A 26,987-nucleotide genomic window follows, 5' to 3' on the forward strand; every position below is an offset into this window, starting at 1 on the left:
CGAACCACTCCGGCCGCCTTGACAAATGGACTGGACGAAGCAGGCACAGCACGACTTCCAGAACATGCCCGCCGAAGGCAGTGACCTGGTCATGAGTGCCCGTACGGAACTGATCACAGCCGAAGACCCGTACTTCCGGGGAATCGACGCCGATGCCTCGCTCCCGCACTGGATGACCGTCCGACCTCTGGCCTCTACAAGCCCCGGCGGCCCCCACATCGTGGACCTGGCCGGCGGACGCGGCTGGCTCATCTACACCTTCATTCGGCGTCACGCCGACCCGCAGATCGTCGTCACCGAAGCCTTCTGGGCCCGACGTCTGCGCCACCGGAACGTCTGCAGCGCAGATGGCTTCCGTTCCGTTTTCGGTGACCCGCTCCAGCACAGAACCTCAGACTGAAGACCCGCCGTCGACGTGCCCCATCCGTGCCCAGCAGAGCGGACAACAGCGGTCAGGTACGGCTCCCCGAGACTGTGGCCATACACCTCGTCCAGCACGAAAGTGCAGTTCAGAGCCCCTACAAAGGCCCAAGAACCGCTGATTCCCAAGCTCAGAGCGCGAGTTCGATTCTCGTCACCCGCTCCATGATGAAGGCCCTGGCCAGCGGCCGGGGGCTTCTTTGTTGTCTGGACCTCAGGTATCTCGTGCCACATCCGTGCCAGGTGCCTGGTCATCCGCCGCTTCACGCCGGGCCGGCACGAGCTGGTCGAGGCCGACCGCCACCTCACGCTGCAGCTCAAGGTCCGAGTGCTGATAGATCAGCGCGGCCCGCTCGGTCGACTGCCCCGCGCGCATCATCGTGTCCTTCAGCGTGGCCCCGGACCGTGTCGTCAGGGTGTGCCCGGTGTGACGAAGATCGTAGAAGCGGAAGCCATCGGGAAGACCCACCTTCGAGCGAGCCGCGCGCCACTTCCGCCCGAAGGTGGACCGGCGGAACGGCTTTCCCTTCTCCCCCACGAACAGCAGTCCGTCCGTGCCCTTCTCGGCGTACCAGTCGAGGTGCCGAGAAGGACAGTCCGCAGAAAGGCCGGCAGAACGACGAGCCGCTTGCCCGCCTCAGACTTGGTAGGCCCTTCCGCCCGCCTGCCCGTGGTCAGCTCCGGGGGCAGCCTGCCTGACGCGGACAGTGAGGTTGTCCAGGTCGATGTCCTTTCGGCGCAGCTCGGCCTGTTCCTCGGGACGCAGAGGCCTGCACGCGCCAAGCTAGACCATCAGCCGCCAGCGGGGGCCGAGGGCATCGGCGAGCGCGTCGACCTGGTCGACGGTGGCAGCGGAACGTTCAACCGCCGTCTCCTTTCCGGCGCCCCTGATGCGGCAGGGGTTGCGCCGGATCAGCTCGTCTTCGACGGCAGTCTCGAGGATGGCCTTGAGGAGCCGACAGCTCTTGGCGACGGTGGTCTCGGCCCCGGTGGCGTCGAGCCGTTCCGAGCGCCAGGACCGCACGCGGGGTGCCGTGATCTGGTCGAGGTCCAGGTCCTCGAAGGCCGGCAGGATGTGCAGCCGCAGGAGTCGCCGGTACAGCTCCTCCGTGGTCTGCGAGAGGCGACATTCCTTAACTCTTTGCGACGCGGGATGCCTTCTGACCCACTGCGGCCGCCCCGCCTCTGCAGGCATGAAGCGGGAGAGAGACACCTCGGGCGGCTGGGGCGGTTAACTCCAATTACCCGCCAGCTTGATTCACGGTCTGAATTTTTCAGTCCCGACCACAGGAATAATACCCTCGCCATCAAGAGTCTTAAGAGTTCCCAGAAGCTTTCCCTGCGCCCAATTGTTCCAAGATTTTGCGATCAAATTATAAGAGGCTCGACGCCCCCCACTTGTCCCAAGAATAACGCGATCCCGGAAAAATCGGTTCCTAAGCACGAGGCGAGGATCTTTTGCATCCATATTGGCACCAGAAATAAGACCGTTAGCCCAATCTTCGATCTTTTCTGCGTGCTCGGTCCGTGCTGCTTGGGCGAGAACCACCAAGTGAGTTGGCTGATTAATCCCGGAGGCTCGATATGATGCCGCAGCAATAGGCGCCATGGTCGTGAGCTCTGGCCATGCTGCAACAGCTCTCAAGATATCCGAGGTGGGCGCTTTCGTGTCGTAGAAACCGTCAAAGAGGGTAACAGGGTCCCACATTTTATACATTTGCCCGATGATTCGCGCTGCTGCAGCAACGATAACTCGGTGGGGGATCTTGAGTAGCTGAGCTGCTTGCCGACGATGCCCTGAGTCGAGTACGTCGAATGTCTCCGCCTCACAGTTGGGAATAACAAGCATCTCGACTGACACGCCTGAGTGCTTGACACCCATCAACCTATGTTGCCCATCAAGCAGCATTCCGTTTTTATCGAAAGCGATGCCCTGGTGCGTTGTCCTCCAGGCCCCGTTCGCCATCGCCTTGGCATACCGCTCATAGACGGTATCGGAGAGAACTCGATTATGCGCAGGATTGCAGTGGGTCAACCACAGCTCAGCCATATTTGGACTAATCGTCATGTATTTGGGTCCGGTCGGTAGAGCCGGGAGATCAATCATGCTTCGCTTACACCTCTCGATATAGGTATGACAACAGCATGATCCCAGACCAAAGGCGCCATTTTACACACTTGCATCGAAATGATAAATTTAGACCTGTATTTGCGCTAGCTGCTGCGCTGCTGCGCAAAAAGCGCCGCTTTTTGACTCCTTTAACTTCGCCTCTGATCGGCATCTTCGGCTGTCAGAATCTGCTCCGCCCGCCTACGCAGCGGGCACGGTCCGGGTCGACGGCCTACGCCCGTCATACCGTCGGTAATAGGGGGTAGCAGGTCACACATCACCGGCATACGTTGAACATGCATCGCGGGCCACCCCTCCCGGCTGCCGTGCCCCATCCGTGCCCTTCGGAGCGGATAACAGCGGTCGGATACGGCTCTCAGAGACCGGAGGCCATCCACTTGTCTTCTGCGAAACACCAGTTCAGAGCACCTCTACCAACCCAAGAACCGCTGATTCCCAAGCTCAGAGCGCGAGTTCGATTCTCGTCACCCGCTCCAACGCAAACCCCCAGGCCAGAGGCCCGGGGGTTCTTTGTTGTCTGGACCGCATCAGGCACCGTGCGCCCGTTCCGTGTCCGGCGCGCAGTCAATGGAGCGGTGCCCGGAACGCCCCGCCGTAGAGCTCGTCGAGGCCGATGAGCAGTACGCCGTCCTCGCCTTGTGCTCCACGTGACACTTCACGTCGCAACGAGTCGCTGAAGCCTGCCGCACTGAAGCAGGCCAGCTGGCAGTGGCTGGTGTCCATGCCCCGCGCGGTGAGGACTTCTCGTGCGCTAGCAAGCCTCTCCAGGTGGCTCAGCCCCATGACGGTGCCCCATTTCGCCTCCCCCAACAGGTGGACCGCTTGTTTGCTGCCCCCGGACCCGGGTTCCACCACGGCTACGTCGATCTGCGTCTGCCGCCGTGCCACGGGGTCCGTCACCACTCCGCCGCCCACCTCCCCCAGGGAGGAGCGGAGCAGGGCCCGGCCCGGCCCGAGGATGTACTCACGGCACACCGTTTCGAAGTGCGGGCCGGCCACCTGTGCCGCGAAGCGTTCCGCGGACTGTGCCCATACCTCTCGTGCCTGTCCGCTTTCCAGCCGTGCCCAGGCGGGCCGCATGACCGCCTCGTAGAAATTGATCAGCGGCTCGGTGATTCTGTACTGGGACTTCCCGGCGCGAAAGATGTCCGCTTCCCGTGCCAGGAGGTGACTGTCCTCCAAGACGTGAAGAGGGTGTGAGATGTCCACCGACTTACGGCCGATGTACCCCGCGATTCCTCCCCGGGTGGAATTCCCCTGGGCCACCGCGGCAAGGACCGAGTGGTACAAGGCCGTGTCCCGGATGTCCGCTTCCTCGGCAAGCAGGTACCGGGCTTCGCGGAAGAGAGGACTGAAGGGCGAGAGGACCGTACGGCTGATCCAGTCGTCGAACTCCTCCAGCCTGGTGGGAACGTCGTCCGCGAGGAACTGCCGGCGGTACGCGGGCGTGCCGCCGAGCACGGCATGGAGACGGGCCGCGAGCGCGGGGTCGTCAGCAACCCCCCAGAATTCAGCCGCCGCCCGGTACCCGAAGGGCCTTACGACAAGTTCCAGTTGAGCCCGCCCTCGCAAGGGTGCAGTACTCGCCAGCAGTCCGCCCATGACGGACATCGCCGACCCGCACAGAAGAAGCCGCATACGGCTCTGCTCAACCTGGAACCGGTCGACCTCCCGCTGGATTATCGACGGAAGCTCCGGAGCGGTCTTCGCCAAGTACGGAAATTCATCGATGACCACAAGCAGTGGCGCCTGAGAACTTCGCGGCGAGGCCAGCCCGAACAGGTAGGAGATCGCGTCGTCCCAGGTGGCGAAGGCAAAGGGGACCGGCGATCCCACGTGATCGGCGAGCGCCGCGGCGAACTGGCGCAGTGATTCCGTCTCCGTCGCCGCCGTGGCTCCGAAATAGAAGCCCCCCTGTTGCTCCACCAGGGCGCGCAGCAAGTAGGTCTTGCCCATCCGCCGCCTGCCGCTGACGATCCCGAGCATGGCGTGCGGCAGGGGTCTGCTCACGAATGCCGCGAGAGCGTCCCACTCGACGCTCCGGTCGAAGAGATGGGTCGGCTTGGGCAAGCGCGCGGGACTGGACACGAAGGCACTCCTTAGGAATGAACTCCTATGGACTGTACTCCTAAGTTCTATCCTCTCGCATGGAGAGGTACATACACACCGTCAAGCCCAGAGTCCCGACCCCTACGAAGGTCCCGCCCCCGGCCGCCAGTGAATCCGCCGCCCCCACCTTCAGTTCCCGGAAGACCGCGAACGCGACGACGGCACCGAGGGCGGCCCACAGGCCGACTAACGCAAGCCAATGCCGCCTCATACTTGAACCCTCACCACTCATGGAAGTACCTCTCCCTCAAAGTTGACCCGGCAGGAGGAGGAAGCGGTGCACCCGTCGGCGCACCGCCCGCCCCGGGCACACCCGCCCGCTCGCTACGCATCACTCAGTCCAGCGCGGCAACCGGTCGACCACCGCACCATGACCCTAGAATGTTCGCCTAACACTCTCAAGTATTTACGGTGATCTCTCGCTGGTAATCTCGCCGCAACGGGTCGGCCCCCAGGGGGAGCGGCCATAGGCCGACTGAACGGGAAGCTGACAGTGATCTCCAGCGAGCTCCTCTGCCGAGACCTTCGAGGGCTGATGGTGGGCCTGAAGAGTGATCTGCGGGAACGCGCGCAGGAGAGCGCCGCCGCCGCTGTCCTTGAGAGCGACTACGCACGTGCCAGGAAAGAAGGGACGACGTCCGCGACCTGGGGCTCATGGAGGGACGAGCGGATCGGCCAAGCATCTGCCTCCTGGCTCCTGGCTCTGACGATGATCAGGTTCTGCGAGGACAACGGAATGCTCGACGCTTCCGGTCTTCTGGCCGTTAAGGAACCGCAGGACGGTTCGCCTCTCTCGGATGAGCGTGCCCGAGAGGTTGTGTTCGACGTGCTCGCCCGGGTTCGCTCTCTGCCCGTCATGGGGCAGGTGCTCAGCCCGTACAGCAACCCCATGTGGAAGATCACGCCCAGCAGTAAGGCTCTTCGAACTCTCCGGACGTTCTGGCTCCGCAGGTCTCCTGCAGGCTTCCTTGAGCACGACTTCACGGATGCGGCGCGCGACACACGATTCCTACAGGACCTTTACTCGGCCCTCGACGAGCAGGCAACGAAGTCGTACGGGCTGGTCGTGACGCCGGACTTCGTGGCCGACATGATCCTTGATCTCACAGTCGAACCGGCGGCCGCGGAGTCCGGTCTGCCTGGGTTCCGGGCCGTCGACCCCGCCTGCGGATCAGGCACCTTCCTGCTGGGCCTCTTCAGCCGTCTCTTCCGACTGTGGACCGACGCCGAGCCCGGCATGGGCGCCTGGCAGCGGGCTGCCCGAGCACTGCGGTCCGTCCACGGCGTGGACATCAACCCGTGTGCGGTGAGCATCGCGCGCTTTCGCCTGCTGGTAGCGGCCATGAACGCCACCGGTGAACGACGTCTGAGCGCGGTCCCCGACGTACCCGTGGTCGTCGCGGTGGGGGACTCCCTGCTCCGTGGTCGGGGGGCTCCGCAGGTGGGGGAACTCGCCCTGGAGGAACCCTCCGCGATGCCCCCGAGGGGGGAGTTCTCCGACTACTCTCGCCGGCACGACCTGCTCGGCCGCGCTTCCTATCACGCTGTGGTGTCGAATCCCTCGTACCTCACGGTCAAGGACAAGTCGCTCTCCACCGTGTACCACGATGCCTACGTGAGTTGCAGAGGCAAGTACGCGCTCACCGCGCCCTTCATCGAGCGGGCCTTCGGACTCGCGGCGGAAGGCAGGAACAGCGGATACGTGGGTCTGCTGACGGCCAACTCCTTCATGAAAAGAGAGTTTGGCCGCCCCCTCGTCGAGCAGGTGCTGTCGAGAGTCGAAGTCTCCCGGATCATCGACACCTCTGGCGCCTATATCCCCGGGCACGGCACACCGACCGTCGTTCTCACCGGGCGCAATCACGAACCGGACCCGCAGCAGCCTGTGTACTTGGTGGTCGGCAAAGAGGGTGAGCCTGCGGTTCCGGCGGCGGCGAGCGACGGCCTCGTATGGCAATCTCTGCGCGCCATGTCAGACAGGACCGTTGCCGCCGAAGATCGCTGGGCCCGGTCCTTCTTCCAGCAACGAAGCGAGCTGACCCATTTTCCCTGGAGCCTTACAGACCCGACCAGTGGAGATTTGCTACGTCGAATGGAGCAGGGGGAGCGGCTCGGTGAACGCGTTGCCCGGATCGGCTATCAAGCCGCTACGGGCTCCGATGACATCTTCTGCGCTCCGCGCCAGTCGTTCCGACGATCCCGGGCCGAACAGGGAGCCTGTGTGCAGGTCCTGACCGGGTCCGGCGTTCGCGACTGGTCCGTACACAGCGAATCCGCGGCGTTCTTCCCCCGCACGTGGGATGAGAACTCCGACCGGCCCAAGACCGTTGATCTGTCGCACTTCCCCGGTCACCACCGACGTCTGCGACCCTATTGGTCGGTGCTGGTCGAGCGCCCCGGCATCAAGGACTCCACCGCGCCCTGGTACGACTGGCACCAGGTCGCCTCGAACCGAAACGTACATTCTTGGTCGATCGCCTTCCCCTGGGTAGCGACCCACCCTCATTTCAGTCTGCTCAGAGAGCCTCTGGTCCCGCTGAACTCGGCGCCCGTACTGAAGCTTTCGCCCGCAGCTTCGGAAGTCGACCATCTCCGATTGCTCGGTGTGCTCAACAGCTCGGCCGCTTGCTTTTGGCTCAAGCAAATGAGCCAAAGCAAGGGCGAGTCGAGAATCGGCCAGCTCCGGGGCGGCGAGGCGTGGGAAAGGATCTTTGAGTTCACCTCGACGCGTCTGCGCGACCTGCCTCTGCCCGCTCACCTCCCCCTCGAACGAGCCGCGTCGCTCGACGCGATGGCGACCAGCCTCACAGAGCTGTCATCATCGATCGCCGATACGCGCATACCTCTCAACCAAGAATTCCTCGACTCCGCCGAATACCGCTGGGCCTCGACCCGTTCTCGGATGGTGGCCGTACAGGAAGAGCTCGACTGGCAGGTGTACAAGGCGTACGGATTGCTCCCCGATGACTGCGAATTGGCCTCTCCGCTGGACGGGTCACCGCCGCTCATGGTGGGCGAGCGAGCGTTCGAGATCGTTCTGGCCCGTAAGGCCCAAGAGGGCCTGGTGTCCACGACGTGGTTCGACCGTCACGGAGCGATTCCTATCACCGAAGTCCCCCAACACTGGCCGGCCGCGTATCGGGACCTCGTACAAGCCCGCATCGAAGCCATCGAACAGCACGCCCACCTGAGGCTGCTGGAGCGACCGGAGAACAAACGCCGTTGGTCGACGCCCGGTTGGGACCAACTCCTTCAAGCCGGACTGCGGGAGCGGATGCTCGATCGGTGCGAGGGACCAGACCTGTGGTTCGAGACGACGGACGGAGTGCGCCGCCCAGTCGCTCGCACCGTGGATCGGTTGGCCAAGTTGCTGGCGAACGATGCGGAGTTCGCCATGCTCGCAGCACACTACTCGCCCGGTACGCAGGTCTTGGACGTAGTGCAGAGCCTACTCAGTGACACACACGTGCCTGCGGCGCCTCCTCTGCGGTACAAGGAGTCCGGCCTGGTGAAGCGGAGCGGCTGGGAAGCCGCGTGGGAGCGCCAATGGACGTCGGGACAGGGAGGAGCCGGGACAGCCGACCGGCAGGAACAGCTCGACGACACCCTCGTCGTACCGCCTCGCTACACGTCTGCGGACTTCGTCAAAACCTCCTACTGGCAACGACGCGGCAAGTACGACGTCCCCAATGAACGTTTCACGTCCTACCTACCGCCCTTCTCCCCTCTGTCCTCGGCCACAGTCATGGGGTGGGCGGGGTGGGACGCCCATGAGACCGCTCAAGTGCTTCTCGATCTGGTCGAATCCGGCGCACATGCCGACCCCGGTGGACTCGAATCGATGTTTCCGCTTCTCGCAGCTCTGCGAGACGTCTTGCGCCGAGTACAGCGGCCCGAACCAGACCTCGGGCCCACCGAGCCATCAGGCTCCTACCAGAAGTACGAAGAAGCCTTCCGTCGCCACGTGGTACGCCTCGGAACCTCGCAGCAAGAGATCACCGGCTGGAGGCCTCCCGCTCCAAGAAGAGGACGACCGCGAAGAGAATCGTGACGGCGAGGCCACGTATCGGGCATACGGGGGCGGCCGGCAGCTCGCCCTGCGTCGGCATAACGGTCGGTGAACGCGGCGTCGTGGAGGACGACATCGCTTCACCAGCTGCGTCTAGGGCGAGGAACGGTCACCCCGTGCGGCTCAGGCTCGAAGTCACCGAGGCAGGCAGAAGAAAAGTTGCGCGTCCGTTGCCCGTTGTCTCCTGGCCCTCCACTCAGAGGCCCGTGCCACAACGTGCCGGTAGAGGCGGTAAACAGCGGTAATCAGAGGGCTCACCGAAGCTGTACACGCGCGCACCCCATCCAATCATCACCCCAGGTCAGAGGCCATTTGGGGGTCGAAGTCCAGGGTGATTCCCAAGCTCAGAGCGCGAGTTCGATTCTCGTCACCCGTTCCATGATGAAGGCCCAGGTCAGGGAGACAATCCCCAGCTTGGGCCCTCGTGCTGCCCAGCCGCTGTTAGCGCCTTGCATCAGGTCCGCACCAGAAGGATCGGCATCCCCCTTCGCGGCGCCCTTCTTCCGCTCGGCTCACACCAGCTCATCCAGGCCGGCCGCGACCTCTCGTTGACGGTCGTAGTCAGAGTGCTGATAGACCAGCGCCGCCCGCTCCGAGGACTGTCCGGCGCGGACCATGGTGTCCTTAAGCGTCGCCCCGGAACGGGGCGGAACCGTGTGCCAGGTGTGGCGAAGATCGTAGAACCGGAAGCTGTCCGGCAGCACAGCTGCGTTCCGCACCTTGCACCATTTCCGGCCGAAGGTCGAGCGCCCGGAACGGTGCCGTGTTCCCCGATGAAGAGCAGCCCGGCCGACTGCTTCGACGCGAACCAGGCGAGGTGCCGCTCAGGGTCCTTCTTCGTGAAGGCCTGGAGGACGAGGAACCGCTTTCCTTTCTCGGGCTTCGCGCCACCCGGTACATGCTCCCTGTGCCCAATCCGCTGGCGAGCGGAAGGGGCCCCGACCTCTCACGCCAAAGTGGCTCCAGCCCAAACCCGCTCCACCAACCTTCACGCAGTACGGAGCACCCATTTTGGCTGTCGGGGCCCGACACGCAAAAGAAGCCGATAAGCTATGGACGTCCGGAACATGGAGGGAAGGTACGTATGGCCTGGAATGAGATTCCGGCAAGGGAAGACGAGAACCTATTAGTTCAAGCCTATTACGCCCGGACGAACATTCTGTATGGACTGCTGGGCAAAACAAGTAAACTCATATTCGATAAAATTTGGGAGTCCGCCGAAAAATCCACCTTGGAAAGCATGAAGAAATCGGCACTCGTCGGCCTCATGATTGGGGATCTCATCCAGGCCCTCGGTCTGACCGAAGCTACAGATCGCCAACCTGGCATAGGGGATTGGTTCTTGCACTCAGGAACAACTACCTATCGAACCGTCGGGCCAGGCATGAAGGAAGCCGAGATCGCTCTCTCCTCAGGGGTAATCAAAGCCGTCGTACGGTCCGACTGCTGTCTAACTAGCACGGCAGACGTCAATATGTCTGGGCAGGACGATATTTCTTTGGTTCTTGGGCGCCTAATTTCGCCCGAGAAGTTTGACTTGGTCGTCGCCGGATACCGAGAACCCGCTTCCAGCACCATAAGGCTTAAGGGGCGCCACTGGGGGCCCCTGGACCGGACCATTACCACCGACCTTGAATCCATTTCTCAGGGGGATGCATGGTCTTCCAAGCTCCTCGAATTAGAGATTCGAGGAGCCTCCGATGAATATATGCTCGCCAATTCCGTATTGGATACTCTATCGCGCTTTCAGTCTTCCATTGAGGATCAGGGAGGCTGGAAGCTGCTCCATGATGACACTGGCAAGGCAATGCACGAGCGCCAGCACCAGGGAATGTTCCGCATCTTCTCGCGACTCGTTTTTGGGTCCCTAGGGGTTCAACTTGAACCCAATACAGACCATGGTAGCGGACCCACGGATTTCACCGTGCGACTGAAGAGCGCGTCAGCGATCGTAGAGTTCAAGAAAGATGACAAGATTACGGAATTGCGACATGGTATCTCCGTTCAGCTTCCGATCTATATGCGATCCGCTGGAGCCACTTACGGATTCTATGTAGTAATGTGCCATTCGCGAGATCCAGAAGACGTACGACAATATCTCACAGGCATTAACGACGCTGACCCTGATTTGGAGTTTATTACCTGCGTGATAGTGGATTGCCGTAAGCGCACCTCAGCGTCCAAAGCGGCTACGCGTTCTGCAGTTTCGGAGAACTGCTTTAAAGCACCGCGCAATTGATTATCATCGGTCGGTATCTGCGGCGTGGTACAGGCGGCGGGCCGGTGCGGCGAGCCACACGCGCGTCTGGATGTTCGGCACACCCGCCATCGTGGTGGGCTCTGTCTGTGGCTTGTGGTCCACGCTGCCTGAGTGCGGTACAGCAACGAAGTACAGCAACCCTCCCGACCACAAGTGCCCCGCACCGGATGCTGGAGCCCCGCCAGAGGCCCCCGCTAACCTGAGGCTAGGCGCGCACCCGGTGCGGCTGGCGGGCTGCGAGTTGCTGGGCCAGGCGTCCGCCCATGGACGTGCCGTAGACGTCGGCCCCGTCGATACCGAGGTAGTCAAGCACCGCGACCACGTCCAGGGCGAAGAGCTCGGTGCCGTAGGGCTTGTGGGGCTTCTCGATCTCCCCGTGTCGCGGAGATCGAGGGTGAGGGTGCTGCGGGCCACGGGCCGCGTGGAAGTCGTCGCGTACCCCGTTCCGTCAATGGTGGTTGTTCGCCTGGCCCGCCGGCAGCACCAGCGGTGTCCCCTCGCCCTGTGTCATCAGAGCGTTCACCGCGGTGCTTCACTTCTCCGTGCCGTTTGCGGAGCAATCGAGGAGCGACCCGGCGGTGCAGCCGTACAGAGTGCTGCTCCACCCGGTCTTCCTGAAGTCATAGTCCACCTCGTCGCCCTTCTCATCTGGCGTGGCTTGTCGTGGAAGCCGGAGAGAAGCTCCCACTCAGTTGCTGTCCGGCGTGCGCTCACCAAGCTGTAGGACCCGGGCAGCGGGGAAACTCCACTGGCCGAGTAGGCCGTCGTGTCGCAGCGGTGACGTCATCAAGGGCTTGAGGTGCGGCCGGGGAGTCAGGCGGCGATGAGGTCCTGCTCACGGTCCGGCGTTCCGACCTTGGGCTGCTTGTTCGGCAGCGCGAGCCGGAAGACCTTGTGCCACGCGGAGAACACCTGCTTGGGCAGCGGGCCGGTGATGTACTCCAGCTCGTACTTCTCGAACAGCGCGCGCACCTTCACCGCGACCTCCGCGTACCGGTTGCTCGGCAGGTCCGGGAACAGGTGGTGCTCGATCTGGTGCGACAGGTTGCCGGTCATGAAGTGCATGGCCTTGCTGCCGCTGATGTTCGCCGAGCCCATCATCTGGCGCAGGTACCACTGGCCGCGTGTCTCGCCCGTGATCGACTGGCGTTCGAAGACCTGTACGCCCTCGGGGAAGTGCCCGCACATGATCACTGAGTGGGTCCAGATGTTGCGGACCAGGTTCGCGGTGAACGTGGCGCCGAGTGTGGTGAGGAATGAGGGGCCCGACAGCAACGGGTGGATCACGTAGTCCTTGAGCACCTGCTTGCGGATCTTACGGCCCACGGCCTTGGCCCGCGCGCGGAACTCCGGGTTCTTGCGGCGGCGCTTGGTGAGGTTCTTGCCGAGCTCCAGGTCGTACGCTGCGATGCCGTACTCGAAGAAACAGGCGTTGAGGAAGTTCCACAGCGGCTGGCCGAGGTGGAAGGGGTGCCACTTCTGGTCCTCGTCGACGCGCATGATGCCGTAGCCGAGGTCGTTGTCCTTGCCGATCACGTTGGTGTACGTGTGGTGCAGCTCGTTGTGCGAGTGCTTCCACTGATCGGACGGCGAGACGTGATCCCACTCCCAGGTGGTGGAGTGGATCTTCGGGTCTCGCATCCAGTCCCACTGGCCGTGCAGGACGTTGTGGCCGATCTCCATGTTGTCCATGATCTTCGCCACGGACAGCCCGGCGGTGCCGAGCACCCACGCGGGCGGGAAGATCGAGAACAGCAGCACACCCCTGCTGGCCAGTTCGAGCTTGCGCTGTACCGAGATGACCTTACGGATGTAGGCGGCGTCCTTCTCACCGCGGCCGGCGATCACCTCGTCGCGGATCGCGTCCAGCTCGCGGCCCAGCTCCTCGATCTGCTCTGCGGTCAGGTGGGCGGTGGGGTCGATGGCGGTCAAGGTGTTCCTACCGTTCGATGTCGCAGGGGCCCGCCGCGGCGGACACGCAGGTCTGGATGAGGACGCCCGGCTCGGCCTCGGTGATCTCGCCGGTGCGCAGGTCGCGGACAGCGCCGGCCTTGAGCGGCGTGACGCAGCCGAAGCAGATGCCCATACGGCACCCGGAGGGCATGAGCACGCCGGCCTCCTCGCCGATGTCGAGCAACGGCGTGGCGCCGTCCGCGTCGATGGTCTTGCCGGTGGCGCTGAACGTGACCTCGCCGCCGTCGCCGGCGACGACGGTGCCGGGGCGGAACCGTTCGGTGTGCAGGCGTTCTTGGACGCCCTCTTCGGTCCAGTGCTCTTCGGCGGCGTCGAGCAGACCCGCGGGCCCGCAGGCCCAGGTCTCGCGCTGGGCCCAGTCGGGCACGAGTTCTTGGAGACGGGCGATGTCGAGCTTGCCGTCCGTGTCGGTGTGCACCTCGGTGAGCCGAAGCTTCTTGTCCGCGACCAGACTGTGCAGTTCCTTGCGGAAGATCACGTCCTGAGGCTGCGGCGCGCAGTGGACCATGACGACGTCGTCGAGTTCGATGTCGCGCAGCATGCCCATCACGGGCGTGATGCCGCTGCCGGCCGTCAGGTAGAGCACCTTGGCGGGCTTGGCCTGCGGCAGGACGAAGTCACCGGTCGGCTGGTCGAGCTGGATCAGCGTGCCCGGTTTCGCCCTGCGGACCAGGTGGTTGCTGACCTTTCCGTCCGGGATCGCCTTCACGGTGATCGTTACACGGCCGTCCCGGCGGTTTGTCGGCGAGGTGAGGGAGTAGGCACGCCACAGGCGCACTCCGTCGACGTCGACCCCGATCCTCACGTACTGGCCGGCTGTGTGGCCGCGCCAGCCCCGCCCCGGCCTGATCACGACAGTCGCGGCGTTATCGGTCTCGGAGTGCACGGCCTCGATGCGCCCACACAGGTCAGCGCCCGCACGGAGCGGGCTGACCAGGTCGAGGTAGTCCGACGGCAGCAGCGGCGTCGTGACCATCTCCAGCAGTTTCCACGCCCTACTGCGGAGGGCTCCACTCGTCATGACTCCAGCTTGCTGCGCCTCCAGGCGTAAAGTCCTGACCACAGGACGTAAATCTGGTCGACTGAATTGTTCGCAGGGAACAAAAATGAGCTATGCAATCCGGAGGGCCAGCGAACTGAGCCTGGATGAGACGACGGTCACCGCCCTTCGGGCCGCACTGAAGACCACCGCCGACGAAGTCGTCCAGGCGATCATCGACGAGGTTCCTCCCTACGCCCATGCCTTGTCGGGCCGCATGGGCGCCACCATCCGCAGAGCCGTCCGCACCGCCTTGGCGCACTACCTGGACCTTGCGAGCGGGAACGCCACAGGCGGCGACGCCGGGGACGCCGCCTACGAGCTGGGCCGCGGCGAGGTGCGCGACGGCCGTTCGATGGACGCCCTGCTCGGCGCCTACCGCGTCGGCGCCCGGGTCGCCTGGCGATGTCTGGCAGCGGGTGCCGTACCCGCAGGTCTGCCCGCCGCCGAGGTCGCGAAGTTCGCCGAGCTGACCTTCGCCTACATCGACGAGCTCTCCGCCGCGAGCGCCGCGGGCCACGCCGACGAACTGGCCGCCCGGGGCAGAGCCCACGAGCGCCACCTGGAACACCTGGCCCGCGACCTCCTCGCCGGCGCGAGCCCGGACGTGCTGCTGGCCTCCGGCCAACGGGCCAGGTGGCAGACCCCGGTTTCGCTGACCGCCGTCCTGCTGCCCGCCGCCCAGGCCCGGCCCGCCTACCGGACACTCGACCCGAGCACCCTCGTCCTCGACGATTTGCCGGATGCCACCGGTGTGCTCCTCGTCCCCGATGCCGACCGATCACGTCTCCTACGGCAGCTGACCGACCGCGCCGCCGTGGTCGGCCCGGCCCGGCCATGGACCCACGCGTCCGCCTCGTACGCACGAGCCCTACGCGCACGCTCCCTTTCCTCTGACATTCGCGACACCGAGGACCACCTGCCCGACCTGGTGCTCAGCGCCGACGAGGACGCGTTCGCGGACCTGCGCGCCCGAGCCCTCGCACCGTTGCAGACCTTGCCTGCCGCAACCGCACGACGGCTGGAGGAGACGTTGCGAGCGTGGCTGCTGCACCAGGGCAGGCGGGACGAGGTCGCGGCGGCATTGTTCGTCCATCCCCAGACGGTTCGATACCGGATGTCGCAACTGCGGGAGCTGTTTCCTGATCTCGCACACCGCATCCTCGAACTGACGCTGGCGGTCGGTCTCCGGGTCCGCTGACGCGTCACCCGTCCACCGCCGCGTCCTCGAGCGTCCAGAAATCGTGCTCGTTCCCGGTGCCAAGCCGCTATGACCCTGGAAAACGGCTTTCCGGTCGTCGCGACAAGGGGCCGGGCCGCTCGTCCCAGGGACCACCGCCGTCCTGCGGCGGCCCGTATCTCCCTCCCGGCAGCCGGCCGGACGACCGGCCGGGGGCGGCCTGGCACACCGCGCGAGGGATGATGGGATGGAGTACGAAACGTGAGGTCAGGAGCTCCCATGACAAAGCTGGTTCACCGACCTCGTGAGGACGCGGAGTTCGATTTCGTCCTCGGAAGAAGCAAGGTTCCGGTCCTCGCATACTTCACCGGGGCATGGCCCAAGGCAATCGAGCCCTGTCGGGTGATGGATTTCGTCGTGGGCGACATCGCCGCCGCCTACACGGGCCGCCTGACGGTCGTCCGCACCGACATCACGCGTTGCCCGGCGGCAACCGAGCGATACGGGATCACCGGAGCCCCGTCCTGCCTCCTGCTGAAGGAGGGAGCGGCGGTGGCGCACGGCACGGGGCCTATGACCATCGACGAGGTACGGAAGTTCCTGGACGGTCACCTCTGAGCGGCCGCTGCGGCGCCCGGACCGCCGCTTCTCGTCGCGTTCGAAACGGACGCGGGCGGTTGGCAGCCCATCGCCCGCCTTGCCACCGCAGGGCGGTTCGAGGTCGTGCGCGAGACCGTGCTCAGGTACTGGCGGGACAATGCGGCCCCCGGTCAGAGCTTCGCTTCGTGGGTGCGGCCTCCGATGTAACCCCCGAGACCGCCAGGCACGGTCTCCCCGTCCAGCGCCGCGTGCAGACCGGCGGGTCGGCCCGGCGCCGGTTCCGCCGGTCATCGGGTTGGGCGGGTGGTGGCGAGTTCGGAGGCGCGTTCAGGGCCAGTATCCGCTGTACGGTCGATCTTCGCCCCCGTTGCCCGAGTCTCTGGTTCAGGACTCGACATCGAATACGCATTCGTCGTGGCGGCGCTCCGCGATCTGCTCCCGAGAACCCTCTTCACGACGTCCACCCCTACATCTCCATCCCGTCTGGAGACTGTCACGGACGCGGCCGTCGCGGAGGTCTCGCTGGAGGACTGCCCAACTCGGCCGTTGAAGCCCTTGGCCGCCGCCTCCGCTCGTGCCCCGTCCGTGCCCAGCAGAACGGGCACCAGCGGTCAGGTACGGTGCATCGAGGCCGCCCCGACCCTGTGCGTCTCGGCCAACCGTGCAGGTCAAAGCAGGAACGACCGCTCAAGAACCGCTGATTCCCAAGCTCAGAGCGCGAGTTCGATTCTCGTCACCCGCTCTTTAATGAAGGCCCAGGTCAGTGACCTGGGCCTTGTTTCTGTTCCGGCTGCTACGGCTCCGCGTCGAGGACTCGGGCGGCTTCACGAGGGTCCATCAGGTTGGACCAGGCTTGTTCGGCGGGGAGCAGGTCCCGCTCCGGCAGGGCGTATTCGGGGTACCAGCCATCGGCCTCACAGCCGGGGACGTTGCGCAGGATCAAAGTGGTGAGGTTCGGCGGGACCGAACCCGTGATCCGCACCGCGAGGTAGGTTTCGTGGCCGTCGTCGGCGCGGACCTGAAGGCCGACGGTGAAGGTGTCGAAATCCACCGCGTGTTCCTGGCCGTCCCGGAGGGACGCACGACTCAGGGTCAGAACCGTAGTCCGGAGTCGCCGGACGAAACGGACTCCCGCTTCGGCGCGATAGCGGACGTGGTCCTCGCGAGCGGGGAGTAAGTGGGCGGTGTACGTGGCGGACTTGAGCGCGTCGGTGTTGCCGGCGTTGTAGCGGGTGCGGGCGGTCTTGCCGTCGGCTTCGAGAGCGGCGTAGAAGTCGTCGGTGGAGCCGTCCTCGCGGCGGCCGGCCGCCACCAGCCACGGAAGATCGGCGTCCACCCAGACCGCCCCGCGCCAGCGCTGGACCTTCACCTTGAACAACACCTGGTCATCGACAGCACGGATGCGCTCATGCTTGGCATCGTCCGCCGCGAACTGCTCGGCGGTCTTCGCCAGGATCGGGTGCTCGATCTCGTCCAGGGGGTCGGTCACCGCCGGCAGGGTGAGTCCGAGGTCATCGCATAGGCATCGCAGGGTGGGCCTGGCGGGACGCATCGCAGCGGGACCGGTTCATTCGTCGATCCCGCCGACCGCGTCGATCTCCTCCGATGTCAGCCCGGTCAGGAGCATGACGTCCGACTTCAGGGAGCCGTCCAGGACGCTGAGCGCCTCCACCATGCCCTCACGCAAATCCTCACGCCTCTGGTCCAGGTAGACCCGTACCGCCTCCGCGACCAGGTCCTTCTTCGTCAGGCCCAGGAAATGCGCGCCCTGGCTGATCAACTTGTCCGTCGCCGGGTCCACCTTGAGCGGCGACTGCCGGGGCGGCTTCGAAGCCGTGGTCATGAATCCCACCTCCACATCCACGGTACCTTAGTACCTCACGTTGCACCTCGATGGTGACCACGCTGAGACGCGGTCCGCCGACCGCCTGTATCGCCAGGGATGAAATCGCACGACGGCAAGCGCCTGATCCAGCACGGTGACGCTTCCCCACTCACGGCACGGCGGCATCGATCACCCTCGTGCCCCATCCGTGCCCTTCGGAGCGGATAGCAGCGGTCAAGTGCGGTGGCCAGAGACCACACCAGCCTCGACCGATCCAGCCAAACATGCAGGTCAGAGCCACTACAGCCGTTCAAGAGCCGTTGATTCCCAAGCTCAGAGCGCGAGTTCGATTCTCGTCACCCGCTCTTTCACGAACCCCGAGGTCATGGACCTGGGGGTTCGTCGTTGCCCAGGCTTCCCCCGGCGTCGCGCACCACCTGCGCGCCACCTGCGCACCACCTGGCCCCTTGTTCTCGTAGGCTCGGGCGAATGTCGCTGCGGTGGCGGCCACGGCCTGGCGGAGTTCGGCCCGTGCAACGATCTCGACATCCCACCGAGCCTCGGCAACTCGCAGCAGGCGTGCTCGGTGCCCTCGACTGGGATGACCGCCTCGCCCCATCCGCCCTCACCGCCGGCGGTCGCGGTGGAGCCGAAGGCCCTCACCACCGCAAGGGCAACGTTGCCGGGCAAGCGCCGGCATTCCCGGGGAGAAAGGCGGACGGTGGCTGTGCCGATGTAGCAGCGGGCCTGGAAGTCATCGAGGCAGGAGACCCAGTACACGCCCAGGTCGAAGTCCTGCGGCCGGTCGAACCGCTCGTCGCCCAGCATGGGAAGGGGACCGAAGAACCCTTCGGTCCCCTCCCATGTCCGGTCAGAGCCAGGAGTCCCAGATGCCGTACGCCGTCGATCGGCTCACGGCCTCGACGCCCGAGGCGTCGAGCCGTACGACGCGGTAGTAGTACAGGCCGAGCCGGTCCTCGTGCACCGTGGTGTCCATGTAGAACGCGGCGTCACCCATCGCGCCCTCCGCCAGGGCGACGTAGGCGGCAGTGACGGGGTCCCAGCGCTCCACGCGGTAGCTCGCGAAGCGGGAACAGTCCCCGAGTCCGGAGCTTTCGGAGCAGCCGACGTACAGATCCGGGTACTGGCCCTCACGGACCCCGGTCTCCGTCCAGCCCGGCGGCCGGGTGTCGGGCAGGGTGACCGAGACCTCGGCGGGGTGGAGGACGTCGAGTGGATCGTCGCGGTGATCGTCGATCGCGGCCACCTTGTAGACGTGGGTGGCGCCGTCCGGCACGGTCGGGCAGAGGATTTCGGTCCTGGTCAGGGAGCTGCCGGTCCAGCAGTTGTTCTTCCAGACCGTCTCACCGCTGTCCGGGTCGGTGATGCCCTGCCACGCGCGGTAGCCCGAGACATCGGTGTCGGCGGGCGGCGTCCAGGTCAGCCGGACGCCGAGCGGGACTCGTTCCGCGGTCAGGTCCTGGACCGCGGCGGGGCGCTGGGTGTCCGGGGTGGTCTCCGTGGCGGGCGGGCCGGCCTGCGACACGTGTCCGTACCGGTCGGTCGTCACGACTCGGTACTCGTACGTCGTCTCCGACTTGCCCTGGACGTCCCGGCAGCGGCCGTTGACCTGTGTGCGGGCGGACAGAGGAGCATCGTCGTCCGCCCAGGTCCAGTACGTGTACGGGTCATCCAGCGGCAGGTCCACTGAGCTGTTCGGCTTGCACTGGTCCACGATGTCGGTCTCGCCGGTCGCGGTGTCGGTCCGGATGATCTTGTACGTGGGAAGCGGTCGCTCGTCGACGGTCCACGGGTCGACGCTGCTCCACGCGACCACCACACCCTCGCCAAACGCGTGGGCAGTGGTCTTGAACGCGGGGATGGCCTCCGGACGGTCGGCCAACTCCAGAGTGATCTCCACCGGCGCGGCAGGGTTGCCCTTGGCGTCCAGTGAGCGCACCGCGTACCGGTAGCTGTCGGCGACGGCGGCCGACTGGCGCGGCACCACGTCGGTCCGGGTGCTGGGGCTCCCCTCGGGAAGAGCGTCGGTGTAGCCGCCGGTCGCCGGGTCGTACTGGAGGACCTGGTACGAGGCGGCCCCGGTGACGGGCGACCACACCAGATGCGGAACGCCCGACCGGTACTCGGCGCGGAGCCCCGTGACGGCGGCGGGCGGGGTCAGGTCGGGGGTGGTGAACGTCGTGGCGGCCGAGTACGCCGACCAGTTCCCGGCGGCGTCCCTGGCCCGCCCCCGGTAGGTGACCTTGCTGCCGTCGGCCCGGTAGCCGGTGTCGCAGATCGCACCCTTGGTGCCGGAGTAGACGGTGCTCCAGCGCTTCGTGGTCGCGTCGAGCCGCTGCATCTCGTACCGGGCGATGTCGGCGGCGTTCTTCGCGGTGGTGACCAGCTCCGGTGCCGCGTAGGGCTGGTCGGCCGGGCAGGCGTCCCATTCGACGAAGGGCGCGGCGGGCGGCGTCCTGTCGACGGTGGTGACGAGCTTGTCGGAGCTGCCGCCGGAGACATTGCCCGCCTTGTCGACGGCCCGCACCTCGTAGTAGTAGGCCGCGCCGGTCTTGGGCAGCGCGCTGTCGGTGTACGACGTGGCGGTGGTCGTCGCGAGCTGCTTGCCGTACGGCGCGCCCTTCAGCCGCCGGTAGACCCGGTAATTCGCCAGGTCCATTTCCTTGCTCCTGGTCCAGGTGAGCTTGGCCGCGCCGGTGGCGGCGTTGTACGAGACGGCCGCGCCCGTCGGGGTGAGGGGCTTGACCTTGTCGTAGGCGGCGGAGGTGCGCGGCGCATAGGCGAACCTGACGTTCGCGGAACCCGTCCAGTTGACGAAGTCGAAGCGGATCGTGTGCTTGCCCGCGGGGATCGTCACGTTGACCGTCTTCTTGACGGTGGCGGAGACGTTTTTCCACACGTTGATCTTCCGGACGCCATCGAGGTAGACGCGCATTCCGTCCTGGGCGGAGGCCGTGAACGCGAAGGGACCACCGGAGCCGAAGTCGCGCGTCACCGACCAGCGCACGCCGAAGTTGTTGGACGGCACGCCGGAGACGGGTGCTCCCTTGCCCCAGTTCTGGTCGATCGCGGAATCGCAGTCTGTCTTCTTCGGCGTGCCCGAGAACGTCGTGTTCGCGAAGAACTGCCGCTTGAAGACGGGGGAAGTGCAGTTCACCGCCGCGGAAGCAGGTACGGCGGTGGCGTAGAGCACTCCGCCTGCCGCGGCCAGAACCAAGGCGGTGGCGGTCGTGCGTCTGGCTGGGTTCATCAAGTCCTTCAGTCCTGTTCGGCGGCCGATGTCGGTCAGACGTCGCCGAACAAGACAAGCAAGAGGGCCGGTTGGTTGTACGAGCCTCAGCCGTAGCAGCTCAGACGCTGGGGCACGGTATCCGTAGCGACTCCCGTGCCCCATCCGTGCCCAGCGGAGCGGACAACAGCGGTCAGGTGCGGTTCCCAGAGACCGTAGCCATACACCCCGCCTGACGGGAAATGCAGGTCAGATCCACTTTGGCCGTCCAAGAACCGTTGATTCCCAAGCTCAGAGCGCGAGTTCGATTCTCGTCACCCGCTCCATGACGAAGGCCCTGGTCAGCGACCGGGGCCTTCGTTGTCGTCCAGACCTCTCAGGGCTCGGATGGTGCGAGCGTGCGCAGGACGTCGAACTCGTTGCCCTCGGGATCGGCCATGACCACCCAGCTCCTGCCGGAACCCTGCCCCACGTCCACCTTGACGGCACCGAGGCCGAGCAGTCTGGTCACCTCGCTGTCGGTGCTGCCGTCGAGCGGGCTGACATCGAGGTGAAGCCGGTTCTTCACGGTCTTGCCCTCGGGCACTTGGATGAACACCAGAGTGGGCGGCATCTGGCGGGCCCTGACCTCCTCGACGGTCGGCACCCAGGAGCCGATCTCGACCTTGCCCTCCGCCCGCTCGATCACCTTGAAGTCCAGGACCTCACACCAGAAGGCCGCGAGCCTCTCCGGGTCGTGGCAGTCGACGGCCAACTCTGTGAACCTACTTGTCATGTCCCTCCTCAGGGCTGTTCCGTACATGGTCTCAGTCACGGTCGAAGCCGGGGTGTGCAGGATGCCGTCGAACGCGTCCAGGACGGGGGTGTGCAAGAAGGTGCTCTGCAGCCGGACGCGATCGGGGGCGGAGGCGGGTGCTGCGGTCCCCGTGCGCGCCTGGTGGAGACCGGTGACACTGAGCCCGAGGCCGGCCGCGGCGAAGGCGGCTTCGACAATGCCCGGTTCGGGTGGCTGTAGTGCGGTGTGCTCGATGGTGAAACCGAAGCGCGCCCGCTCGTCGCGGACCATCTCCGCAGTGTGTCCGCCGCAGCTGGTGAGGCCGAGGGCGAAGTAGTCGTCGCCGAGAGCGTTGCTCAGGTGCTGGCCCATCGGGAACCCGGTGAGGTGGCCGCCGAAGGAGATCGGCGTTTTCTGGATATCGGCGTTGTGGGCCGCCAGCACGACGCGGGCTCCCGGCTCGGTGCGCTCCAGGTGCCACAGGACGGACTCGGCCATGCAGACGTCCCGGGCCGAGGTGTCGGCGGTCAGCCCGTTCCCGGCGAACAGACCGGCCATGGCACGGAATCCGTGGCCGGCCCGGCAGGCACCTTCGAGGCGGTGCAGGGCGATGGTCACCTGGTCAGGGGCCGCTCACCTGTGGTCGGGTGTGGGGTTGAACCCACAGCGACATCGCTGCGACGGCAGTTTTCAAGATCACTGTCGAGTTGAGTCGGCGCTTGTCTTCACGGAGGCGATCACGGCAGAAACCACGCCGGTCACGACGAGGCTCCCCACCATGCCCATCCCCACGCCGACCATGAACAGGCCGCTGGAGTCGTCCGACCAGTCGTAGTAGGCGGCAGCGGTCAAGCCGCCTGTGACGCCGAGCACGGCGCCTGCGATGTAGCGCCGAGATGCCGCCCAGTACACCGGCGCCAGCAAAGTCAGCACCAGCCCGATCACCTGCCACGCCTCGTACGGGCCGGTCTCCGAGCCATCAGGGTGCACGTCACGGTGCTGGTCCCAGCCCAGCCAGGCAGCCCACACCGCCAGCGTCATCACAGCCAGCGCGAGGATCGCCATCAGCTGGGGAACGAGTTTCAGGGGTCGTTGCGGCATGGCTCAAGAGTTCCGGCTCACCCCGGAACCGACCAGAGTTCACGTACTCACCTCTGCATGAGTAATGCGGCCCCGGATCACACGTTCCCCGAGCCACCACCGCGCGAGATCGGTCGGGGACTCACGGGGTACCGCGGCTGCCGGCGAAGCTCACAGCCGAGGGCAGGCCTTTCGCTTGCCCATCAGAGACACTGCTGCGGGTTCTCACCCCGCTGCCGCTATCCGGAGCGCCACAAGCCCCACCGGGTCATACAACCTCGGCTGTCGAGGTCAGGCGCATAAGCAGCCCGTTCTGCGCATACTTCAGTATGCTTGCCGCATGTCCTCAACGACGCGCATCACCGTCACGCTCCCCAGCGACCAGGTGGCGGAGCTTCGCAAGCTCACGGACAACGTCTCCGGCTATGTGGCGGAAGCCGTAGCCCGCCAGATCCGGCACCAGTTGCTAGGCGAAGACCTTCGCCGCCACGAGGAAGAACACGGACACTTCAGCGACGAGGAGCTCGCCGAGGCCCACGCGAAGATCTTCGGTTCCGCCGGCCCCGCCAAGGGTGCGGAAGCCGCGTGAGCGAGCGCATCGAGACCGTCGTCCTCGACTCGGAGGGGCTCTCTGCCTGGATCGCGCAGGACCGCAAGCTCCTCGCAATGCTGCAGGTCTTCCACGACGTGGGAGCCGACCTGGTGATCGGGGCGAACACCATCGTCGAAGTCAGCCATTCCCGCATCAACAAGCCTCGCCTGAACTGGGCCCTATCCCGGGTCAAGGTGGAGCCGGTCACCGAACAAGCGGCCAAAACGGCAGCGGAGCTCCTCAAAGACGCCGGACTGCACGGGCACAAGTACGCCATCGACGCCACGGTCGCCGAGGTCGCACTGCGCCAGCCGAAGCCAGTCGCCCTGCTGACCTCCGACAGCGACGACATGACCAAGCTCTGCGGCAACCGGGTCCGCATCATCCCCCTCTGACCCGCCGGCCCAACCGGAGCACGCACCCTTGCGAGGTGCGTTGCACTGCCAGCCCTCTACCCGCTCCATAATGAAGGCCCTGGTCAGCGACCGGGGACTGTTTGTTGTCTAGACCATTTTCAGAGCCCGTGCCATTCGCGTGCCGAGCTCCGGCGAGTCCGGGGAGTCTCCCTCCACTCGCTCGTCTACCGATGCCGCGAGCTGGGGCTGATCTCCGACGCGACTGCCGGCCGGACGTTCAGCGTCTACGCGCTCTCGACGGCCAGCCGGGCTTCACCGCGGAACATCAGGGCCAGGTCATCTCAGAGTCGGTCCTGATGGCGTGCTGACGTACTCGAAGGCTCAAGGCTCAGAGCGATGCCTCGACTCCGAGGCTTCCGGCACTGATGGCTCCCCGTAGGACGTGGGCGATCTCCTCGGGCTTGAGCTCGATGCCATCGAGCCCCTCCATGGTCAACGGAATCTCCTCCAGCGCGTATTCACCGCGGCCTTCGGCGCTGAACTCGGGACCAGTACGGTCGTCGAAGGACCAGGTCGCGATGCGGGCGAGGTAGAAGAGCTGACGCTCGTCGTCGGACTCCATCGTGTGGAGCAGGCGGATGATGTCGGCCTTCCCCGCGATCTCCTCGTGGATCTCCCGGTGGAGAGCCGCCTCCCGGGACGCGTCGCCGGCTTCGACGCCGCCGCCGGGCAGGACCCAGTAGTCGGGGATGCCGGGCCGGGTACGGCGGATGACCAGCATCGTGTCGTCCGCGGTGACGAGGACGGCGCGGACTCGTTCCATCATTTCGGTTGGTCTCCTCGCTTGTTGATGGGTCTCAGTGCGGCAGCAGCCAGCCGCCGTCGACGTGGACGGACTGCCCCGTGATGAACGAGGCGGAGGGGCCCACGAGAAACGCCACCAGGGCCGCGACATCCTCGGGCCGGCCACGGCGCGGACACACTTGGCGCTTGATCTGGTCCTCCGGCCGCGCGCGGTGCTGGGCGGGGAGGGTGCTCTCGGCCTCGACCTGGATGGCCCCGGGCATGACGGTGTTGACGCAGATCCCGTACGGGCCCAGTTCACGGGCGAGGGAGCGGGTCAGTCCCAGCAGCCCTGTCTTCGCGGTGCTGTACGCAACGAGGTTCGTCCGGCCGGCGCGGGCGTTGACACTGCCGATGTTCACGTTCCGGCCCCAGCGTCGTTCGATCATGCCGGGGGTGAGCACGTGGCAGGTGCGGTGGTGAGCGGTGAGGTTCAGGTCGAGGGAGTAGTTCCAGGCGGTCTCGTCGGTGTCCTGTTCACCTGCCGGACAGGAGCGAGCATGTTCGAGTTGCCGGCCAGCGTGCCGCTCTCTGGCTGGTTCGGTGATTAGCGTGCCACGTACGGTAGTTGGGCGAAGCCCGTCAACGTGGTGCCCATGAAGGTGACGCCCGTGAAGTGGTGCCGCGCCCTCAAGGGCGTAGCACCCGGGACGTGTCTGCTGTCGGGGTCAGATGTGCGTGTTCGTCGCCCACACCTGCTTTCCACCGGCCATGATGACGACGTTGCCGCCGGGCTGGATGACCAGGGTGGCGTTCGTGAAGCCGACGGGGTCCGAGGCCCATATCGCTCGGCCGGCTGCGGTGTAGACGACGAGATTGCCGTCATCCTGGAACGCCGCCATGTTGTCCTTGCCGGAGGTGCCGGCCGCCCACATCACCCGCTTCTCCTGCCGGTCGTAGAGCACGAGGTTGCCATCGGCCTGCATGCCCAGCTGTAGCCGGCCGGTCTTCCAGGACGTGGCGGCGTGCAGCTTCGCGACCGGCTTGATGACGAGCGGCGCCGGGGCCGTCGCGGCATCACTCGCGGCGTGTTCCGGGGTATCGGCCTGAGTGGTCGCCCGCCCCGTCGGTGAGGTGTGCGCCGTCGTCCCTGTGCTGGGGAAAGGGGTCCCCGCGCTCGGGAGGGCCCCGGAGGGCACGAGGCCGTTGGCCTTGTCGGCGGGCTTCTTGGGCTTCGCCGACGCGGATTCCGGCCCTCCTGGCACGCCGGCCGTGCTGTTCCTCGCCTCCGGCGACGTGGTCGATCCGGCGGCGGCGAGCTTGCTCTCGTCGTCCGTCGCTCCCTTGCCGTGACTCAGGAACGGCAGGGTGATCAGGACCACCGCCACAACGCCCACAACGCCCCCAACGGCCGACAGCACCTTCGTCCGGCGACCGCGTGAGCGACGGTCGTCCGACGGTTCCTGCGACCCGGCGCCGTCCTGCCCGGCCGAGGCCACCGCAGCGGCCCCGGTGGCGGGTCGCTCCCGCTCGTCCGCCCGCTCCTCGGTCTGCGGCGGTTCTGCCATGTCCCGTTCGATCAGGCGTAGTTTCTGGGCAGCCTGCTCAGCGGACATCCGATCCTGCGGGTCTTTGCGCATCAGTCCCTCGATGACCGACGTGAGCGCGCCCGCCCTGTGCGGCGACGGCAATTCCTCGTCCACGACGGCGCGCAGTGTCGCCAGCGCCGTCGATTGCCGGAACGGCGAACGGCCCTGGACGGCCGTGTAGAGAAGCGCGCCCAGCGACCACAGGTCGGACGTGGCGTCCGGCGTCCGCCCCAATGCTCGCTCCGGAGCCAGATACTCAGGGGAGCCGACGACCTCGCCGGTCATCGTCAGCGCCGTGTCTCCTTCCACGGTGGCGATTCCGAAGTCGGTCAGTACCACCCGGCCGTCCTCGGCGAGCAGGACGTTGGCGGGCTTCACGTCGCGGTGCAGCACTCCTGCCGCGTGCGCGGCACGAAGTGCGGCCAGCACCTTGGCGCCGATGCGCGCGGCTTCCTTGGGTGGCAGTGCGCCCGTGGCGGTGATGAGGTCGGCCAGCGACCGGCCGCGGACGAGTTCCATGACGATCCACGGCCGGCCGTCGAAGGTGACCACGTCATAGACGGTCACAACCTCAGCGCTGTCGACCCGTGCCGCCGCCCACGCCTCCCGCTCCAGCCGGGTGTACAGACGCGCTCGGTGGTCTGCCGGCAGCTCGATGGGGGTGCGTACCTCCTTGACCGCCACCTCGCGGTGCAGCACTTCGTCGTAGGCACGCCACACGGTGCCCATGCCGCCTTCGCCGAGTACTGACAGCAGTCGGTAACGCCCGGCGACCGAACGCTTGTCACCGGCGTCCGGCGGAGCCGATTCCTCGTTGTACATGGGGAAGAACTCCCTGCCTCGACAAATACCACGGCCAGTATGATGAATGCCGCCACATCTACTGAAACCGTGTCCTGCATGATGACGTTCTGTGCCGTCTTGCGCGTCAGTTGGCGAGAGCGAGGGACACTGA

The 26,987-nt window shown here is 65.7% G+C and carries 20 protein-coding genes and 3 pseudogenes; 7 read left to right on the forward strand and 16 right to left on the reverse strand.

Features of this window, described 5'->3' with window-relative positions; all coding sequences use genetic code 11:
• Window positions 1-25 precede the first annotated feature (25 nt).
• On the forward strand, window positions 26-400 hold the full coding sequence (locus ACIQM0_RS27495; protein ID WP_401291468.1) for a hypothetical protein: 375 nt from the start codon (window positions 26-28) through the stop codon (window positions 398-400).
• Window positions 401-634: 234 nt separating this feature from the next.
• Here ACIQM0_RS27495 and ACIQM0_RS27500 read toward each other — a convergent pair.
• The 3 genes and pseudogenes from ACIQM0_RS27500 to ACIQM0_RS27510 all read right to left on the reverse strand — a co-directional run.
• Window positions 635-1,570: pseudogene (locus tag ACIQM0_RS27500) on the reverse strand (tyrosine-type recombinase/integrase); the annotation flags it as partial.
• Window positions 1,571-1,678: 108 nt separating this feature from the next.
• Entirely contained in the window at window positions 1,679-2,527 is an 849-nt protein-coding gene (locus ACIQM0_RS27505; RefSeq protein ID WP_401291471.1) for a hypothetical protein, read from the reverse strand.
• 588 nt (window positions 2,528-3,115) lie between these two features.
• The gene (locus ACIQM0_RS27510; RefSeq protein WP_401291831.1) at window positions 3,116-4,621 is read right to left on the reverse strand and encodes an ATP-binding protein; all 1,506 of its coding nucleotides are present in this window, start codon (window positions 4,619-4,621) and stop codon (window positions 3,116-3,118) included.
• Between the two features lie 532 nt (window positions 4,622-5,153).
• Here ACIQM0_RS27510 and pglX point away from each other — a divergent pair.
• Window positions 5,154-8,711 carry a BREX-2 system adenine-specific DNA-methyltransferase PglX gene (gene pglX / locus ACIQM0_RS27515; protein ID WP_401291474.1) on the forward strand — a complete coding sequence of 1,186 codons (3,558 nt, stop codon included), beginning with the start codon at window positions 5,154-5,156 and terminating at the stop codon, window positions 8,709-8,711.
• Window positions 8,712-9,241: 530 nt separating this feature from the next.
• Here the strand turns inward: pglX and ACIQM0_RS27520 are convergent.
• A complete protein-coding gene (locus ACIQM0_RS27520; protein WP_401291476.1) occupies window positions 9,242-9,448 on the reverse strand; it encodes an integrase in 207 nt (68 codons plus the stop codon).
• 365 nt (window positions 9,449-9,813) lie between these two features.
• Between ACIQM0_RS27520 and ACIQM0_RS27525 the strand changes: the two genes are divergently transcribed.
• Window positions 9,814-10,968 carry a hypothetical protein gene (locus tag ACIQM0_RS27525; protein WP_401291479.1) on the forward strand — a complete coding sequence of 385 codons (1,155 nt, stop codon included), beginning with the start codon at window positions 9,814-9,816 and terminating at the stop codon, window positions 10,966-10,968.
• A 226-nt stretch (window positions 10,969-11,194) separates the two neighbouring features.
• On the opposite strand, the pseudogene ACIQM0_RS27530 reads toward ACIQM0_RS27525, so the two are convergent.
• The 3 genes and pseudogenes from ACIQM0_RS27530 to ACIQM0_RS27540 form a co-directional block, all read right to left on the reverse strand.
• Window positions 11,195-11,365 (reverse strand): annotated as a pseudogene (locus ACIQM0_RS27530) (alpha/beta fold hydrolase); the annotation flags it as partial.
• A 437-nt stretch (window positions 11,366-11,802) separates the two neighbouring features.
• The gene (locus ACIQM0_RS27535; protein ID WP_401291482.1) at window positions 11,803-12,921 is read right to left on the reverse strand and encodes a fatty acid desaturase family protein; all 1,119 of its coding nucleotides are present in this window, start codon (window positions 12,919-12,921) and stop codon (window positions 11,803-11,805) included.
• Window positions 12,922-12,928: 7 nt separating this feature from the next.
• Window positions 12,929-13,984, reverse strand: a complete 1,056-nt coding sequence (locus ACIQM0_RS27540; RefSeq protein WP_401291485.1) for a ferredoxin reductase — start codon at window positions 13,982-13,984, stop codon at window positions 12,929-12,931.
• An 85-nt stretch (window positions 13,985-14,069) separates the two neighbouring features.
• Here ACIQM0_RS27540 and ACIQM0_RS27545 point away from each other — a divergent pair, with 85 nt between their 5' ends.
• Window positions 14,070-15,203 (forward strand): PucR family transcriptional regulator, encoded by a 1,134-nt coding sequence (locus ACIQM0_RS27545; RefSeq protein WP_401291488.1) that lies wholly within the window; start codon window positions 14,070-14,072, stop codon window positions 15,201-15,203.
• 258 nt (window positions 15,204-15,461) lie between these two features.
• Window positions 15,462-15,800: a thioredoxin domain-containing protein gene (locus ACIQM0_RS27550; RefSeq protein ID WP_363021229.1), complete on the forward strand. Its 339-nt coding sequence runs from the start codon at window positions 15,462-15,464 to the stop codon at window positions 15,798-15,800.
• Window positions 15,801-16,575: 775 nt separating this feature from the next.
• On the opposite strand, the gene ACIQM0_RS27555 is transcribed toward ACIQM0_RS27550, so the two are convergent.
• The 6 genes and pseudogenes from ACIQM0_RS27555 to ACIQM0_RS27580 all read right to left on the reverse strand — a co-directional run bounded on the left by ACIQM0_RS27555 (window position 16,576) and on the right by ACIQM0_RS27580 (window position 22,733).
• Window positions 16,576-17,271, reverse strand: coding sequence for a hypothetical protein (locus tag ACIQM0_RS27555; RefSeq protein WP_401291491.1), 696 nt, complete (start codon window positions 17,269-17,271; stop codon window positions 16,576-16,578).
• 78 nt (window positions 17,272-17,349) lie between these two features.
• Window positions 17,350-17,625, reverse strand: a complete 276-nt coding sequence (locus ACIQM0_RS27560; RefSeq protein ID WP_030595208.1) for a hypothetical protein — start codon at window positions 17,623-17,625, stop codon at window positions 17,350-17,352.
• Between the two features lie 853 nt (window positions 17,626-18,478).
• The gene (locus ACIQM0_RS27565; RefSeq protein WP_401291494.1) at window positions 18,479-20,878 is read right to left on the reverse strand and encodes a PA14 domain-containing protein; all 2,400 of its coding nucleotides are present in this window, start codon (window positions 20,876-20,878) and stop codon (window positions 18,479-18,481) included.
• A 355-nt stretch (window positions 20,879-21,233) separates the two neighbouring features.
• Window positions 21,234-21,632: a VOC family protein gene (locus ACIQM0_RS27570; protein WP_401291834.1), complete on the reverse strand. Its 399-nt coding sequence runs from the start codon at window positions 21,630-21,632 to the stop codon at window positions 21,234-21,236.
• Window positions 21,633-21,740: 108 nt separating this feature from the next.
• Window positions 21,741-22,190 (reverse strand): annotated as a pseudogene (locus tag ACIQM0_RS27575) (erythromycin esterase family protein); the annotation flags it as partial.
• A gap of 138 nt (window positions 22,191-22,328) precedes the next feature.
• Window positions 22,329-22,733, reverse strand: coding sequence for a hypothetical protein (locus ACIQM0_RS27580; RefSeq protein WP_401291497.1), 405 nt, complete (start codon window positions 22,731-22,733; stop codon window positions 22,329-22,331).
• A 319-nt stretch (window positions 22,734-23,052) separates the two neighbouring features.
• Here ACIQM0_RS27580 and ACIQM0_RS27585 point away from each other — a divergent pair, with 319 nt between their 5' ends.
• Both ACIQM0_RS27585 and ACIQM0_RS27590 read left to right on the forward strand, forming a co-directional pair.
• The gene (locus tag ACIQM0_RS27585; protein ID WP_401291500.1) at window positions 23,053-23,301 is read left to right on the forward strand and encodes a hypothetical protein; all 249 of its coding nucleotides are present in this window, start codon (window positions 23,053-23,055) and stop codon (window positions 23,299-23,301) included.
• Entirely contained in the window at window positions 23,298-23,699 is a 402-nt protein-coding gene (locus ACIQM0_RS27590; protein ID WP_401291502.1) for a DNA-binding protein, read from the forward strand. The genes ACIQM0_RS27585 and ACIQM0_RS27590 overlap by 4 nt, the downstream gene beginning before the upstream one ends.
• 349 nt (window positions 23,700-24,048) lie before the next feature.
• On the opposite strand, the gene ACIQM0_RS27595 is transcribed toward ACIQM0_RS27590, so the two are convergent.
• The 3 genes from ACIQM0_RS27595 to ACIQM0_RS27605 all read right to left on the reverse strand — a co-directional run bounded on the left by ACIQM0_RS27595 (window position 24,049) and on the right by ACIQM0_RS27605 (window position 26,854).
• A complete protein-coding gene (locus tag ACIQM0_RS27595) occupies window positions 24,049-24,486 on the reverse strand; it encodes an NUDIX domain-containing protein (protein ID WP_401291505.1) in 438 nt (145 codons plus the stop codon).
• Window positions 24,487-24,517: 31 nt separating this feature from the next.
• The gene (locus ACIQM0_RS27600) at window positions 24,518-25,051 is read right to left on the reverse strand and encodes an SDR family NAD(P)-dependent oxidoreductase (RefSeq protein WP_401291836.1); all 534 of its coding nucleotides are present in this window, start codon (window positions 25,049-25,051) and stop codon (window positions 24,518-24,520) included.
• Between the two features lie 120 nt (window positions 25,052-25,171).
• Window positions 25,172-26,854, reverse strand: coding sequence for a protein kinase (locus tag ACIQM0_RS27605; RefSeq protein WP_401291839.1), 1,683 nt, complete (start codon window positions 26,852-26,854; stop codon window positions 25,172-25,174).
• Window positions 26,855-26,987: the final 133 nt, after the last annotated feature.

Origin of the sequence: Streptomyces sp. NPDC091387 (assembly GCF_044756945.1) — a bacterium.
In the GTDB taxonomy this organism is placed as follows: Bacteria; Actinomycetota; Actinomycetes; order Streptomycetales; family Streptomycetaceae; genus Streptomyces.